This is a genomic window from Haemophilus sp. SZY H53, from assembly GCF_054332375.1.
Genome location: NZ_JBTGNV010000001.1, coordinates 401,555 through 416,648 on the forward strand (window position 1 = coordinate 401,555; position 15,094 = coordinate 416,648).

Below are 15,094 nucleotides of genomic sequence, written 5' to 3' on the forward strand. Positions count from 1 at the left end.
ATTCAAGACTAGACTTACCAAAAAGTGCTGAAAAACCACGTTTTTTCTGACCGCTCTTTTCGGTCTTTTTATGACTCATATTTATTTAAAGGATTCCCTTATGACAATCTTATCAACAAAACAAAAACAATTTTTAAAAGGGCTCGCTCATCACCTTAGCCCTGTCGTCATGCTTGGCGGTAATGGCTTAACTGAAGGTGTATTGGCCGAAATCGATAATGCGTTAAATCATCACGAATTAATCAAAGTCAAAATTGCTGGTGCAGATCGCGAAACTAAACAGTTAATCATTGATGCAATTGTACGTGAAACACAATCATCTAATGTTCAAACAATCGGGCATATTTTGGTGCTCTATCGACCAAGCGAAGAAGGTAAAATCCAGCTGCCTCGTAAATAATTGTTATCCCCTCAATTTGAGGGGATGTTTTTTAGATGTAATTAACTTCAATAATTTCGAACTCAACCGTTCCACCTGGTGTGGTAATATTTACGGTATCATCCAACTCTTTACCCACCAAGCCTCGAGCAATCGGTGAATTCACAGAAATTAAACCTGATTTAATATCAGCCTCATCATCACCCACAATTTGGTAAGTGACTTCTTCATCAGTATCCGTATTCATTAATACCACTGTCGCACCAAAAATCACTTTACCATTATTAGGCAATTTAGTGACATCAATAACCTGACAATTTGCAAGTTTGCCTTCAATTTCTTGAATGCGTCCCTCACAAAAACCTTGTTGCTCACGTGCTGCATGATATTCTGCATTTTCTTTTAAGTCACCATGCTCACGAGCCTCAGCAATCGCCTTAATAATTTCAGGACGACGCTCATTTTTTAAGAAATCTAATTCTTCGCGTAATAGATCTGCACCACGTACAGTCATTGGAATTTGCTTCATTCTTTTTCCTTGAAATTTGGTCAAAACAAAACCACGACAATGTTTTACAACTTTGCCGCAGTCAATGAAAAATAAAAAATGATTTACTCTATTGAATTCGAGGCTTATTATTATTCTTCTTGAGAAAAATAGCAACCAAAACAGAACTAAAAATGACTAAAAAATCTTCTATTTCGACCGCACTTAAGGCCGCATTTGTCACATTCGGATTTTCTTTTTCTTCTATGGCTAAAGTTGATGTGGCCTCTATCACCCACTATTTACCAGAAGGCGCATCTGCCAGTATTATTGCTAAAAACCTCAATAACGATCAAATTATCGCAGATTACAATGGTTCAGCGTTTATGTTACCTGCTAGCACACAAAAAATCTTTACCGCTGTAGCAGCTAAATTAGTATTGGGCGATGCCTTTCAATTTGAAACATCACTTTTAAGTAACGGAAAGATTCAGAATAATGTTTTAGAAGGCGATCTTGTTGTGCAATTTACTGGCGATCCTGATCTGACCAGTGGACAACTTTATAGCCTATTAGCAAATTTAAAAAACCAAGGCATTCAGAAAATTAATGGTGATCTTATTTTAGATACCTCTGTATTTTCGAGCCATGATCGTGGGTTAGGTTGGATTTGGAACGATCTCACCATGTGCTTTAACTCCCCTCCTGCTGCAGCAAATATCGATAATAACTGTTTTTATGCCGAGTTAGATGCAAATCAACCTGTAGGTGAAACCGTCAAAATTAACGTTCCTGCTCAATTTCCTATTCAAGTTTTCGGACAAGTTTATATTGTGGATCAGCAAGAGGCTGGTTATTGCCAGTTAGACGTCGTTGTTCACGACAATAATCGCTACCAAGTAAAAGGCTGTATTGCACGTCAAGCAAAACCTTTTGGGCTTAGTTTTGCAGTACAAGATCCGGATGCCTACGCCGCTGCCATTATTCAACGTCAATTAAAACGTCTTGGTATTGAATTTACAGGTAAAGTGAAACAGCCTCAAAAACCACAGCAAAGGCAAAAACTTGCACAACATTTATCTAAACCACTGCCTGAGTTATTGAAAAAAATGATGAAAAAATCAGATAACCAGATTGCCGATGCTTTATTTAGAGCGGTAGCCTACAACTACTATAAACGCCCTGCTTCATTCCAATTAGGTACATTGGCGGTGAAATCCGTATTACAAAAACAAGGTATTAAATTTGGTAACAGCATTTTAGCCGATGGTTCGGGGCTTTCTCGTCATAATTTGGTTGCACCGAAAACCATGCTTTCTGTTTTAGAGTACATCGCTAAAAATGAAGATACACTGCATTTAATGGAAACCTTCCCAATTGCAGGTGTAGATGGAACCATCAGTGGACGCGGTGGCTTAATTAGTCCACCATTGGTTAAAAATGTCATTGCGAAAACAGGCTCATTAAAAGGCGTATATAACCTTGCTGGTTTTATGACCAATGCGCGAGGTGAAAAAGTGGCTTTCGTTCAATTTATTAATGGTTACTCCACTGGCGATTTAGAAAGTAAAACGAAACGTGCTCCACTTGTACAATTTGAAAGTACACTTTATAACGATTTTTATAAAGACTAAAACACATTAAAAAATGACCGCGCTTCAAATATACCAAGTGCGGTCATTTTTTTCTTCGTTTTAAATTAAAAAGAAAAAGCACCAAACTCTTCATCGAATTTGGCGCTTTATACTTTTAGATTGTTTTATCCTTCATTATGGATTTCGAGATTACTTGCATCTTTTTCCCGTTTTTTCTTTGCTGAATCATTACGTTGAGATGCGATACTATCAAGGTATTCTGGTGTGATATCGCCAGTGATATATTCACCAGTAAAGACTGAACAATCAAAGCCTTGAATGGTTGGGTTTTCTTGGCGTACTGATTCTGTCAGCGCTTCAAGATCTTGGAAAACCAATTTATCTACACCAATCAATTTCGCAATTTCATCAACATTACGGCCATAGGCAATGAGTTCTCGTTTTGTTGGCATATCAATGCCGTACACATTCGGATAACGAATTTCTGGCGCGGCTGATGCAAAGTAAATTTTCTTCGCACCCGCAGCACGAGCCATAGATACGATTTGCTCTGATGTTGTACCACGAACAATAGAATCATCGACTAATAACACATTTTTATCTTTAAATTCTGCTTTAATCGTATTGAGCTTGCGACGGACCGAACTAATACGTTGTGCTTGTCCAGGCATAATAAACGTACGGCCAACATAGCGGTTTTTCACAAAACCTTGACGGTAAGGTTTGCCTAAGATTTTCGCAATCTGTAACGCAATGTCTGTTGAAGTTTCTGGTACTGGAATAACAACATCAATGCTATCAGCTTCCTCAACCCATTCTTTTGCAATTTTTTTACCTAAATGTTCGCCCATGTGAACACGTGCCGCATAAACAGACACGCCATCTATCGTCGAATCTGGGCGCGCAAAATACACATATTCAAAAATACACGGATTTAAGACCGCACTTTCTGCACACTGCTCAGCATAAAGATTGCCATCAAAGGTCACATAAATCGCTTCGCCTGGCGCAACATCACGCACTAATTCAAAACCTGCGACGTCTAATGCCACACTTTCAGAGGCAAACATATATTCCACAGAACCATTTTCTTCTCGTTTACCTAACACGAGTGGACGAATACCAAACGGATCGCGAAATGCTACCATACCATGTCCAATAATCATGGCTAAGCATGCGTAAGCACCACGAATATCTTTGTGTGTCGCACGAATTGCATTAAAAATATCTTGCGGATCGAGATGGTATTTATTCACTCTATCCAAATGATTCGCAAGAATATTGAGAAGAAGTTCTGAATCCGAATTGGTATTTATATGACGACGCGCTTCTTTAAATAATTTATCTTTTAATTCGGTTGAGTTGGTTAAGTTACCATTGTGAACAAGGCTTAAACCATAAGGTGAGTTAACATAGAAAGGCTGAGCTTCAGATACGCTTGAACTGCCGGCGGTTGGATAACGTACATGTCCTAGGCCTGCATGACCTTGTAAACGTAACATATGCTCTTGTCTGAACACATCGCTTACAAGACCATTAGCCTTACGCAAACGGAAGCGGTTTTCATCATCGATTGTGACAATCCCCGCCGCATCTTGACCTCGATGCTGTAATAACGTTAATGCTGCATAAATGGATTCATTAACCGGATTTTGGCTAACGATACCGACAATTCCACACATACTGATTGACTACCTTATTGTTTAAAAGTTGAGTTTAAAAAACTAGAACTTGCTTGTAGTTGTTGGAAGAACCATTCAATAATGAAGCCGAAATGAGGAATTAATTTTGATTCTTTCCACCAATCGGTTTGTTCAAAGTTAGTGAAGGTATCCAAGAAGAATAAGATCGCAGCAACGATTAACGCCCCACGAATTAAGCCAAATGCCGCACCGAGAACACGATCTGTTCCGGTTAGTCCTGTTTTATCCACTAATTGGCTAATCACATAATTAACAATGCCGCCTACAATTAGGGTTAAAACAAATAAAATGCCGATTGCCGTGCCGTTACGCACGTAGTCAGATTCAATTTGAGTAAGATAGGTGGCGAGATAAGGATAAAATTGGCTAGCGACAATAAATGCAACGACCCAGCTTGCAAGGGACATCACCTCTCGCACAAATCCACGTAATAAACTCACGATAATCGAAAATGCGATGATGCCAATGATAATGTAATCAATCATTAAATAGTCTCTCAATTAAAAAGGGTCGCCATTGCGACCGCAGTATTTTACATAAAAAAAATACAAAAGGAAAACGTTTGCGTCAATTAAATTTGAAGCAATTAGCTAGATTTCTTGCCAAAATGCTTTATCCAATTTTTGCTGTGCCTTTCGTAATACTTCTGCCAAGTGCTGATATGTCGGTCTATCTTGCACAATTGGCAAACTTTCATGTTGTTTTCTCAAACGTTCGCTAATCTCATAAAACCACTGAGAACTTTGAGGTTCTAAGGGTGATTTTGCTCGTTTCCCCAACCAATATAAACCTTGAAATGGAATCGCTAATGCACAAAGTGCAGTCAAAATAGCAAGCGAAAATGCAGTAAGATCTGCTTTGGCATAAAGTTGCTGCCAGAGCACCGAAAATACGGCCATAAAAGGCATAAATCTCTGAGCAAATTTCGTAGCCTTAATAATGCGATTTTCCGGAAAAATAATGCCGAGTTTCGCCTCTAATGGCCACGTTTGCAAATAAATTTGCCCTTGTTTTAAGGTTGAAAAAAATGATGACATGAAAACATCCTTGAAAATAACCGCGCTTATAATACTCTAGTTTAAGTTTAATTGTCATCCCTGACTAGAAATTGTTGAAATTTTCACCTTTTTTAAGAAAAGATTGTATTTTTACACTTGTGTTATTTTATTTTATTCGCCAAAAGGTGTATTCTATACCATGTTTGTAATCCTTTCTTGTGAATGGATTTTTATTAACTTCAATAAAAAACAGGGTTCCTATGTCAAAACTTGTTCTCATCCTTAACTGTGGTAGTTCTTCATTAAAATTTGCAATCCTCGATCCTGCGACAGGTGAAGAAAAATTATCAGGCTTAGCCGAAGCATTTTATCTTCCTGAAGCTCGTATAAAATGGAAACTTAACGGTGAAAAAGGTAGTGCTGATTTAGGTGCTGGTGCTGCGCACACTGAAGCACTTAACTTCATCGCATCAAACATTATGACTGATGAGCTTAAAAACTCTATCACCTCTATTGGCCATCGTATCGTTCACGGTGGTGAGAAATACACCCAATCTGTTGTCGTAACAGATGAAGTAGTTAAAGGTATTGAAGATGCTGCACAATTTGCACCACTTCACAACCCGGCTCACTTAATCGGTATCCGTGAAGCATTCAAAACATTCCCACACTTAAAAGATAAGAACGTTGTCGTATTTGATACCGCATTCCACCAAACTATGCCTGAAGAAGCATTCTTGTATGCGCTTCCATACTCACTTTACAAAGAACATGGCGTACGTCGCTATGGTGCGCACGGTACCAGCCACTACTTCGTTTCTCGTGAAGTGGCTGAATACGTAGGCAAACCGGCAGATCAAGTAAACGCAATTATCTGCCACTTGGGTAACGGTGGTTCTGTTTCTGTAGTTCGTAACGGTAAATGTATCGATACTTCTATGGGTTTAACTCCATTAGAAGGTTTAGTGATGGGTACACGTTGTGGTGACATCGATCCTGCGATCGTTTTCTATCTATACAAAAACTTAGGCATGTCAATGGAGCAAATCGAAGAGACCTTAGTGAAAAAATCAGGTCTTTTAGGTTTAACTGAAGTAACGAGCGACTGTCGTTATGCAGAAGATAACTACGACAACGCATCTAAACCAGAAGCAAAACGTGCATTAAACGTTTACAGCTACCGTTTAGCAAAATACATCGGTGCATACATGGCTGTTTTAGGTGATGATCACTTAGATGCGATCGCATTTACGGGTGGTATCGGTGAAAACTCAGCTCATGTTCGTGAACTAGCATTAGGCCACTTAAAATTATTTGGTATCAAATTAGACCAAGAACGTAATCTTGCTGCTCGCTTTGGCAAATCAGGCGTAATTACCGCTGATGACTCTGCATTCAAAGCGATCGTTCTTCCAACTAACGAAGAATTAGTCATTGCACAAGATACAGCACGTTTAGCGGGCTAATCAATTTTCTTCAGACCTGCTGAGAGATCAGCAGGTTTTTTTCATTCATTAAAAGGTATATCAAAATGACTAAAGCAGTTATTCTTATTCCAACTAGTGCAGAAGCAAATTTAGCTGCAGCATTAGACGTGGCCAAAACAACAGGCGCCGTCGTATTCAATGCAGTAGAAGATGTAAAAGCCGCTCAAGCATTAATCGCAAATAACCAAAAAGACGTGTTATTAGAAAAAATCGTGGCTGATTTCCAAGCATTAAATGCAAATTTAGTGGTTGTTAAAGGTGTTCAACCTTCAGCTCAAGCGCCTTTTGCAAATAGCCTAAACTTCGCGATTGCACAAACTTTAGATGCTCAAATTATCTTAGTGGCAAACAATGAAGAAGGCACATTAGTCGAAGCCGTTGCTTCAGAATTTGGCGGTGTGAACAACGCTGAAATCTTAGGGGTGTTTGGTGCACAAGCAGGCAAAATTAAAACCTTAGATGCACAAGCATTAGCGAATGCAATCTCTGCACCACTTGCTCGCGAAGCTCGTATTTCTCCAGCTGCATTCCGTTTTAAATTAACTGATTTAGCACGCAAAGCAGGTAAAACCATCGTATTACCAGAAGGTGATGAACCTCGTACTGTTAAAGCGGCAGCAATCTGTGCTGAACGTGGTATCGCAAAATCGGTATTATTAGCGGATCCTGAATCCGTGAAAAAAGTTGCGACAGAACAAGGCGTAACTTTAGGTGCTGATGTAACGATCATCAATCCAGCTGATGTACGCGAAAACTACGTTGCTCGTTTGGTTGAATTACGTAAATCTAAAGGTTTAACGGAAGAACAAGCGCGTGCACAATTAGAAGACACCGTTGTATTAGGTACGATGATGTTAGAAGCGGGCGAAGTAGATGGTTTAGTCTCAGGTGCCGTTCACACCACGGCAAATACCATTCGTCCACCGATGCAAATCATCAAAACAGCACCAGGTAGCTCAATTATCTCGTCTGTGTTCTTCATGTTATTACCAGACCAAGTATTAGTGTATGGTGACTGTGCAGTAAACCCAGAGCCAACCGCTGAACAACTGGCTGAAATCGCAATTCAATCTGCTGAATCGGCAAAAGCATTTGGTTTAAATCCGAAAGTCGCAATGCTTTCTTACTCAACCGGTACTTCTGGTTCAGGCCAATCTGTAGAGAAAGTGAAAGAAGCAACGCGTATTGCACAAGAAAAACGTCCTGATTTATTAATCGACGGTCCATTACAATACGATGCCGCGGTAATGAAAGATGTGGCTGCTTCTAAAGCGCCAAACTCTAAAGTGGCAGGTCAAGCAAACGTATTTGTATTCCCTGATATCAATGCTGGTAACATCGGCTATAAAGCGGTTCAACGTTCTGCTGATTTGGTAGCTGTAGGCCCAATGCTTCAAGGTATGCGTAAACCGGTTAATGACTTATCTCGTGGTGCATTAGTGGATGATATCATCTACACCATCGCATTAACCGCGATCCAAGCAACACAAGCTTAATTAAAGCCTTTGTTGTAAAACACTAAAGAAAATAACCGCACTTTTGATAATTCAAAGTGCGGTTATTTTTAGGATTGTTTTTAGTGACTACTCTACAGATTTTAAGTATTCAACCAGCTTCAAGCCAATTTCTCTTCGCCATCCTAAAAGTAAATCGGGCTGTTTGGTCATATCTTCATTTTTTAACCAGACCCATTTAATGAGATCTTCTAAATTTCGTTTACTTGCCAGAATATCAAGGGTTAATCCTTTTGGTGTCAGTTCATAAGCTTTTTCTTGTAACAATCGAATTGCCTTTTTATAACGAGGATCATCCACAATACGCACTAAACGTTTAGGATAATCATAAGGGGAAATTCGACGGCTTTGTGCTAATAATTGAAGCATTTTTTTGCCACGTACACGAACTTCATTTTCAGATAATCCAAGCGCTAGCATTTCTGATGTATTGCGAGGATTGTTTTTTGCTACTTTCCAAAGGTTATCCGATTTCACCACATAAGAAAGGGCTAAATTTCGTGCCATTGCCGTTTCTTGTCGCCATTTGGCCAATAGCTGTAAACGCGCTAATTCGAGCGGATTCAATTTCCAAACATTCGGAATATCCAAATAAGCTTTGTCTGGATCGCGATCATCTAATTTACCGGTTTTTGCGATCGCAAGCTGGCAATCATCAATTACCGCTTGAAGCCAAGGAGATTGCGCTAATTCTATTTGCATTTTTTGATAGACCGGCAAGAGATACCATACATCCCCTGCAGCATATTGTAGCTGTACGGGTGAAAGTGGGCGTTTTAGCCAGTTTGTACGTGTTGCCCCTTTATCCATTTCAACGCCCAAATAATGCAACACAAGTTTAGCCAGGCCCGCTGAATTAGCAAAACCTAGAAAACGTGCCATAATTTGCGTATCCATCATAGGTTGTGGAAGTGCATCAAACTCTTGCAAGAAAACCAATAAATCTTCATTACAAGCATGCAAAATTTTTGTCACCTGCTGATCGCGTAATAATTCTACAAAAGGTGAAAAATCAGTAATAGATAAAGGATCGATCAATGAAACTCGATCACCATCATAAAGTTGAATTAATCCTAATTTAGGATAATAGGTCGATACCCGCATAAATTCGGTATCTAAAGCGACCGCACTTTGCTGACGCGCTAACTGACAAACCTGAGCAAGCTCTTCATTATTTTGAATTAATGTAAAGTGCGGTTGATTTTGGCATTCTTTTATCATTGTAATAGGATTTATTTTCAAATAGAGGTAAAGACTAAACAGGGATATGAACACATATCCCTGATTAAATTAATGTTGTGAGCGTTTTGCTATTTCTTCATCACGCAGTACGCGTCGTAAAATTTTGCCTACATTACTTTTTGGCAATTCATCCCGAAACTCAATATCTTTCGGGACTTTATAACCCGTCAGATGTTGTCGGCAATGCTGGCGCAATTCATCACGCGTGAGGCTATCATCTTTCTTCACAACAAAAATTTTGATGGTTTCTCCCGACACTTCATGTGGTACACCAATAGCAACCACTTCACCAACTTTATAATTTAGCATCACCACATCTTCGATTTCATTTGGATAAACATTAAAGCCTGAAACTAAGATCATATCTTTTTTGCGGTCAACAATACGGAGGCTATAGCTCTCGTCCATAATGACGATATCACCCGTTGCCATCCAACCATCTTGAAGCACTTCAGCAGTCGCTTCAGGACGCTGCCAATAACCACGCATGACTTGTTCACCTTTAACCCAAAGCTCTCCAGCTTCACCAAGTTGTGCTTCCGAGCCATCATCTTTGATAATTTTAATATCGGTATTTGGCACTGGTACACCGATTGTACCATTGTGTTTCACCACATTAATCGGACAAGCGGCAATTAGCGGTGAACATTCTGTCATGCCATAACCCTCAATGATGTTACAGCCAGTTAAACCATGCCAACGCGTTGCGACTGATTGTTGGATCGCCATACCGCCACCAACAGAAAGTTTTAATCGTGAAAAATCTACTTCTTTGAAATTTTCATTATTAAGTAGCGCATTAAACAAGGTATTCACCCCAGTAATCGCTTCAAAACGGTATTTTTTGAGCTCTTTAACAAAACCATCAATATCACGTGGGTTAGTAATTAAGAGCGCGGTAACGCCAAGCTCTAAGAAGAGTAAACAGTTTACCGTTAAGGCAAAAACATGATAAAGCGGTAAAGCCAGTACAGCAATGCGTTGCTTCGCATGATCGCCAATAAATGGCTCTGCAATCCACTTCGCTTGGAAAATATTGGTAATAATATTGCCATGTGTCAGCATTGCGCCTTTAGCAACACCCGTTGTACCGCCTGTATACTGTAAGAAAGCTAAATTTTCACGATCCACTTGTGGACGAACATATTGGCGATATTTACCAATACTTAACACTTCACGGAAAGTCACTGCATTCGGTAATTTATATTTTGGCACTAACTTTTTGACGTATTTCACGACAAAATTGACCAAATTACGCTTACCAAAAGAAAGCTGATCACCCATTCTTGTCAAAATTACATGTTTTACTTTAGTGTTAAACACGATTTTTTCCAAGGTTGAAGCGAAGTTTGAAACAACAACAATCGCCGTTGCACCGCTGTCTTGTAACTGATGTTCTAATTCACGTGGGGTGTAAAGTGGATTCACGTTTACGACAACTAGGCCCGCACGTAAGATACCGAAAAGCGCAATAGGATATTGCAATAAATTCGGCATCATGAGAGCAACACGATCGCCACGTTTTAATTTCAATTCATTTTGTAGATATGCAGCAAATGCACGGCTTCGCTCTTCTAATTTGCGAAAAGTCAGCACTTGTCCCATATTGATATAAGCAGGACGGTCTGGATGCTCACGAATTGCTTTATCTAAAATATCGAGAATCGAATCATATTTTGAGGTATCCAGCGTGGTGGGTGAACCTTCTGGATAATTTTGAAACCAAACTGTTTCCATTTTTTATCCTTATTCTTTGGAAAATTTTCTTAATTTTATCATTTAGTTAGTAGAGATAATAGCGAATTTCAGGCTCGCCATACCAATAATATGGTCGTCGACCAAAAAAGCCCCAATCATCCCACATATCATCTGGATAATAATAGCTTTGAGAAAGCTTCCAGACACGATAGTGATTGGTTTGAATTACAGGGTAAGTGTAGCTTGCCTGATCAACCTTGCCTTGTTCTGTTTTCAGTAAGATGCCGCCAATTGTAATAAATTGGTCTTTTAAACTTTCAGGCTCCACAAAACCATCAAGATAAGTAATAAAACGTCCATTAGGTTGTTCATCAATCATGGGTTTTGCAGAGGTTGAGTAAACTGGATAGCTTAATACTTCAATTTTAGTTTTATTCGGCAGGGCTTGTGCTGTTAATACTTTTCCGCCTAAACGAATTGATTTGCACTGACAGCTATAATCACTCTGTTGAATTGAAGATAATGATTTTAAAGTAAATTGCTCTTTTTCCAGTCCTTTCGGTGCATTAACACATCCCACTAATGTGGTCGAAAGTGCGGTCAAAACTAAGATCGTTTTTTTATTCATCTTCAACTCCTTTTTGCAAATTATTCACGTCCAGGTAATTTTTTCCAAGTCACTTCATTACGCAAATAAACCGGTTCAATTTCTAAGGCGGATATGACTTTATTCTGTGCATAATCTGTTAAAGCAAGCTCAAGCATATATTGTGCAGAAGGTAAAATAATATCACTCCCTCCTAAACCACTGTCTTTAAATTGAGGATACGCTGCCCAACCTGTTCCGACTCGATAGGCGGTTAAATCTGAAAGCTGTTCAAGCACTTTTTCAGGTTGGCAAACTTGTTCTTCTATAACAGGATTCCATTGGAAAAACTCACCCAATTCTGAGCACACTTTTTCTCGTTTTACTTGAGAAAAATAAACTTCATTCATTCTCGCATCAATGGCAGCTACCACATTTTCAGCTTGATGTAATTCAAATGCAGCCTGAGCCATTGCTGTTAAATTTGATACCGCAATAACAGGTAAATCAGCACCCAATGCAAGTCCTTGAGCAATCCCTGCACCGACACGGACACCAGTAAAACTACCAGGACCGCGTCCAAATGCTAACGCATCTACTTGCTTCAAATTGATACCTGAGTTAGCGAGCAACTCATCAACCATTGGAAGAATACGTTTTGTGTGTGTACGTTGTGCTAACTCATCTAAATGTGTTTTTTCGCCTTTATGCCAAAGTGCAACAGAACAGGCTTCTGTTGAAGTATCAAGTGCTAATAAGGTGATATTTTTCATTATTAATCCATTTTCCCATTTTGTAAGAATTGTACCACTTTGTTGAGATCTCGTGTACGGGTTGAATTAGGTAAACTTTTTAGAAAGGTTTCGCCGTAATTTCGCATAACAAGACGATTATCACAAATAATTACCGCACCACGATCAGTCACATCTCGAATTAGGCGTCCTACACCTTGTTTCAGCGTAATAACCGCTTCAGGGATCTGTATATCATTAAATGGATCGCCTCCTTGCAATCGACAATCTTCAATACGCGCTTTTAGCAAAGGTTCATCTGGTGCGGTAAAAGGCAATTTATCAATAATGACTAAGGAAAGTGCCTCACCCCGGACATCCACGCCTTCCCAAAAGCTAGAAGTAGCAACTAGCACACTATGGGTTTCATGAATAAATTGTTCGAGTAATTTTGCTTTAGGCATTTCACCTTGTAATAAGATAGAAAGCTCACTCTTTTCTCTAAAATACTCTGCCAAGCCTCTCATCATTAAATAGGAAGTACAAAGCACAAAGCATCGCCCTTTATTCGCTTCAATAATAGGCAATAACATTTCACCAAGAGCTTGTAACGTATTATTTTGATTCGTTGCCGGTAAATAACGTGGTACGCAAAGTAGCGATTGATTAGGATAATCAAAAGGACTGTGAAGAATTTTTTGTTCTGCTTCTTCAATACCAAGTCGCTGACAGAAATGATTAAAAGTGCCACCGACTTCAAGCGTGGCTGAGGTGAAAATCCAAGCTGCTTCTTTATTATTTAGTTGTTCGCCAAATTTATCTGCGACAGTAAGTGGTGTAATATGCAAACCAAATTGTCGCCCCATACTTTCGTACCAGTAGCAATAACCAACAATGGCCGTATCACAAAGACGTGTTAATTGATTCTTGATACTTTCAGTGCGTTCAAAAATACTATCCAAAGTCTGAGAGCGACCTAATGCAATCTTGATAACTTCAGAAAGAAACTCAATTTTTTCTTGTAATAATTCAACTGATTTTTTAACCGCACTTTGATTAAATAGCTCACGCCAATTTCCTCGCTGATTTCCCTCACCAAGAAGAAGACGAAAATCCTGAATAACTTTAAGCAATGTATCTGCAGTTGTGCCAAGCTGTGGCATATCTTTCAATTCTGTTCGATAAACAATATTGATATCTTTGCATAAATCAAATAGCTGGCGAGAAGTTAATGATTGACTAAAATACTGGCTTGCAATATCGGGAAGTTGATGTGCTTCGTCAAAGATGATGACTTCTGCATTGGGAATAAGCTCACCAAAGCCACTTTCTTTTACCGCCATATCAGCAAAGAAAAGATGATGATTTACTACGACAAGATCCGCATTTAGCGCTTTTTTACGAGCTTGTGCAACATAGCATTCAGCGTAGTTAGGACAATCTGTTCCTAAACAACTTTCTGCCGTACTCGTCAATTGAGGCAAAATTGGGCTATCTTCAGCCAATTCAATACATTCAGTCAAATCACCTGTTTTCGTCGCATTATTCCATTTTCTTACTTTACTTAAATCGGCTAAAACAGATTTATCCCCAAGCACACCTTGAGCGATAACCTGATCCAGTCGTTCCAAACATAAGTAATTAGATCGCCCTTTCAATAATGCAATTTTTCCAGAATAATTTAAGGCTTTTTTTATGGCAGGTAGATCTCTTGAAAAGAGTTGATCTTGTAGATTTTTAGAGCCGGTTGAAATAATCGTTTTCTTTCCTGCAATAAGTGCTGGTGCTAAATAAGCAAAAGTCTTTCCAGTACCCGTTCCAGCTTCTACAACAAGCGGTTGCTTATTTTGAATAGCATATCCTACAGATTGAGCCATTTCGAGCTGTTCTGCTCGAGGCTTAAATCCTTTGATATTCTTACTCAATTCACCATCACTGGAAAAAATCTTACTTATCTGTTTTTTCATGATGCTTGTTGGTACATCGTATCAAACATATCATCTACAATTTTACGAATGTCATCATTGACTTCTGCAACTGACTCACAAACAATCTTAAGGTGATCATCTGGATAAATTAATACATTAAGTGCGGTCATATTTTCTCTTGTTTTATAAAAATTAGAGCGATGATTGTATCATAGAATCAACGCTTTGCTAAAATATTGAAAACTCCATAAGCAAAAACCCCAAGCCATTCAGCTCGGGGTTCTACATTCAGTACCTGGCGGTGTCCTACTCTCACATGGGGAAGCCCCACACTACCATCGGCGCATCGGCGTTTCACTTCTGAGTTCGGTATGGGGTCAGGTGGGACCACCGCTCTATCGCCGCCAGGATTATTCCTTTAATAACTTTTCTATTTCTCTCTGCTCCGCTATCTCTAGCGCTCACAACCAAACAAGCTGATTAACCTTCAATACTTTCTCTTTACTCTCTGAGTTTCGTCTTTGTATCATTACAACACCCAAAACCCTTGAGCGTTGTATAGTTAAGCCTCTCGGGCAATTAGTACAGGTTAGCTCAACGGCTCACACCGCTTACACACCCTGCCTATCTACGTCTTAGTCTTAAACAACCCTTACAGATTTGTAATCTGGGAGAACTCATCTCTTGGCAAGTTTCGTGCTTAGATGCTTTCAGCACTTATCTCTTCCGCACTTAGCTACCCGGCA

At 39.3% G+C, this 15,094-nt stretch carries 13 protein-coding genes, 2 rRNA genes and 2 pseudogenes; 5 read left to right on the forward strand and 12 right to left on the reverse strand.

What is annotated here, in order from left to right; all coding sequences use genetic code 11:
• The first annotated feature begins 100 nt into the window (after window positions 1-100).
• Entirely contained in the window at window positions 101-400 is a 300-nt protein-coding gene (gene yhbY, locus ACXVWB_RS02015; protein WP_014065444.1) for a ribosome assembly RNA-binding protein YhbY, read from the forward strand.
• A gap of 31 nt (window positions 401-431) precedes the next feature.
• Here yhbY and greA read toward each other — a convergent pair whose 3' ends face one another.
• The gene (gene greA / locus ACXVWB_RS02020) at window positions 432-908 is read right to left on the reverse strand and encodes a transcription elongation factor GreA (RefSeq protein WP_049355876.1); all 477 of its coding nucleotides are present in this window, start codon (window positions 906-908) and stop codon (window positions 432-434) included.
• Window positions 909-1,060: 152 nt separating this feature from the next.
• On the opposite strand from greA, the gene dacB reads away from it, so the two are divergent.
• Window positions 1,061-2,500: a serine-type D-Ala-D-Ala carboxypeptidase gene (gene dacB / locus ACXVWB_RS02025; protein ID WP_128787389.1), complete on the forward strand. Its 1,440-nt coding sequence runs from the start codon at window positions 1,061-1,063 to the stop codon at window positions 2,498-2,500.
• A 125-nt stretch (window positions 2,501-2,625) separates the two neighbouring features.
• On the opposite strand, the gene purF is transcribed toward dacB, so the two are convergent.
• The 3 genes from purF to yfbV all read right to left on the reverse strand — a co-directional run bounded on the left by purF (window position 2,626) and on the right by yfbV (window position 5,201).
• The gene (gene purF / locus ACXVWB_RS02030) at window positions 2,626-4,143 is read right to left on the reverse strand and encodes an amidophosphoribosyltransferase (RefSeq protein ID WP_289902325.1); all 1,518 of its coding nucleotides are present in this window, start codon (window positions 4,141-4,143) and stop codon (window positions 2,626-2,628) included.
• Between the two features lie 14 nt (window positions 4,144-4,157).
• The gene (locus ACXVWB_RS02035; RefSeq protein ID WP_005696203.1) at window positions 4,158-4,649 is read right to left on the reverse strand and encodes a CvpA family protein; all 492 of its coding nucleotides are present in this window, start codon (window positions 4,647-4,649) and stop codon (window positions 4,158-4,160) included.
• 105 nt (window positions 4,650-4,754) lie between these two features.
• Window positions 4,755-5,201: a terminus macrodomain insulation protein YfbV gene (gene yfbV / locus ACXVWB_RS02040; RefSeq protein WP_289902326.1), complete on the reverse strand. Its 447-nt coding sequence runs from the start codon at window positions 5,199-5,201 to the stop codon at window positions 4,755-4,757.
• Between the two features lie 221 nt (window positions 5,202-5,422).
• On the opposite strand from yfbV, the gene ACXVWB_RS02045 reads away from it, so the two are divergent.
• From ACXVWB_RS02045 to pta, 3 genes and pseudogenes are all read left to right on the forward strand, one after another.
• Window positions 5,423-6,628: an acetate kinase gene (locus ACXVWB_RS02045; protein WP_128787392.1), complete on the forward strand. Its 1,206-nt coding sequence runs from the start codon at window positions 5,423-5,425 to the stop codon at window positions 6,626-6,628.
• A gap of 65 nt (window positions 6,629-6,693) precedes the next feature.
• Window positions 6,694-7,020: pseudogene (locus ACXVWB_RS02050) on the forward strand (AAA family ATPase); the annotation flags it as partial.
• A gap of 51 nt (window positions 7,021-7,071) precedes the next feature.
• Window positions 7,072-8,145, forward strand: coding sequence for a phosphate acetyltransferase (pta, locus tag ACXVWB_RS02055; protein ID WP_458473369.1), 1,074 nt, complete (start codon window positions 7,072-7,074; stop codon window positions 8,143-8,145).
• An 87-nt stretch (window positions 8,146-8,232) separates the two neighbouring features.
• Here the strand turns inward: pta and rnd are convergent, their stop codons facing one another.
• The 8 genes and pseudogenes from rnd to ACXVWB_RS02095 form a co-directional block, all read right to left on the reverse strand.
• The gene (rnd, locus tag ACXVWB_RS02060) at window positions 8,233-9,384 is read right to left on the reverse strand and encodes a ribonuclease D (protein WP_289902328.1); all 1,152 of its coding nucleotides are present in this window, start codon (window positions 9,382-9,384) and stop codon (window positions 8,233-8,235) included.
• Window positions 9,385-9,453: 69 nt separating this feature from the next.
• Window positions 9,454-11,142 carry a long-chain-fatty-acid--CoA ligase FadD gene (fadD, locus tag ACXVWB_RS02065; protein ID WP_289902329.1) on the reverse strand — a complete coding sequence of 563 codons (1,689 nt, stop codon included), beginning with the start codon at window positions 11,140-11,142 and terminating at the stop codon, window positions 9,454-9,456.
• A 46-nt stretch (window positions 11,143-11,188) separates the two neighbouring features.
• On the reverse strand, window positions 11,189-11,731 hold the full coding sequence (locus tag ACXVWB_RS02070; RefSeq protein ID WP_289902330.1) for a Slp family lipoprotein: 543 nt from the start codon (window positions 11,729-11,731) through the stop codon (window positions 11,189-11,191).
• A 20-nt stretch (window positions 11,732-11,751) separates the two neighbouring features.
• Window positions 11,752-12,462 carry a tRNA (adenosine(37)-N6)-threonylcarbamoyltransferase complex dimerization subunit type 1 TsaB gene (gene tsaB / locus ACXVWB_RS02075; RefSeq protein ID WP_289902331.1) on the reverse strand — a complete coding sequence of 237 codons (711 nt, stop codon included), beginning with the start codon at window positions 12,460-12,462 and terminating at the stop codon, window positions 11,752-11,754.
• A gap of 2 nt (window positions 12,463-12,464) precedes the next feature.
• The gene (locus tag ACXVWB_RS02080; protein WP_458485202.1) at window positions 12,465-14,387 is read right to left on the reverse strand and encodes an ATP-dependent DNA helicase; all 1,923 of its coding nucleotides are present in this window, start codon (window positions 14,385-14,387) and stop codon (window positions 12,465-12,467) included.
• A 5-nt stretch (window positions 14,388-14,392) separates the two neighbouring features.
• Window positions 14,393-14,518, reverse strand: a pseudogene (locus tag ACXVWB_RS02085) (peptide deformylase); the annotation flags it as partial.
• Between the two features lie 123 nt (window positions 14,519-14,641).
• Window positions 14,642-14,757 (reverse strand): 5S ribosomal RNA (gene rrf / locus ACXVWB_RS02090).
• 149 nt (window positions 14,758-14,906) lie between these two features.
• Window positions 14,907-15,094, reverse strand: a 23S ribosomal RNA gene (locus ACXVWB_RS02095); the annotation flags it as partial.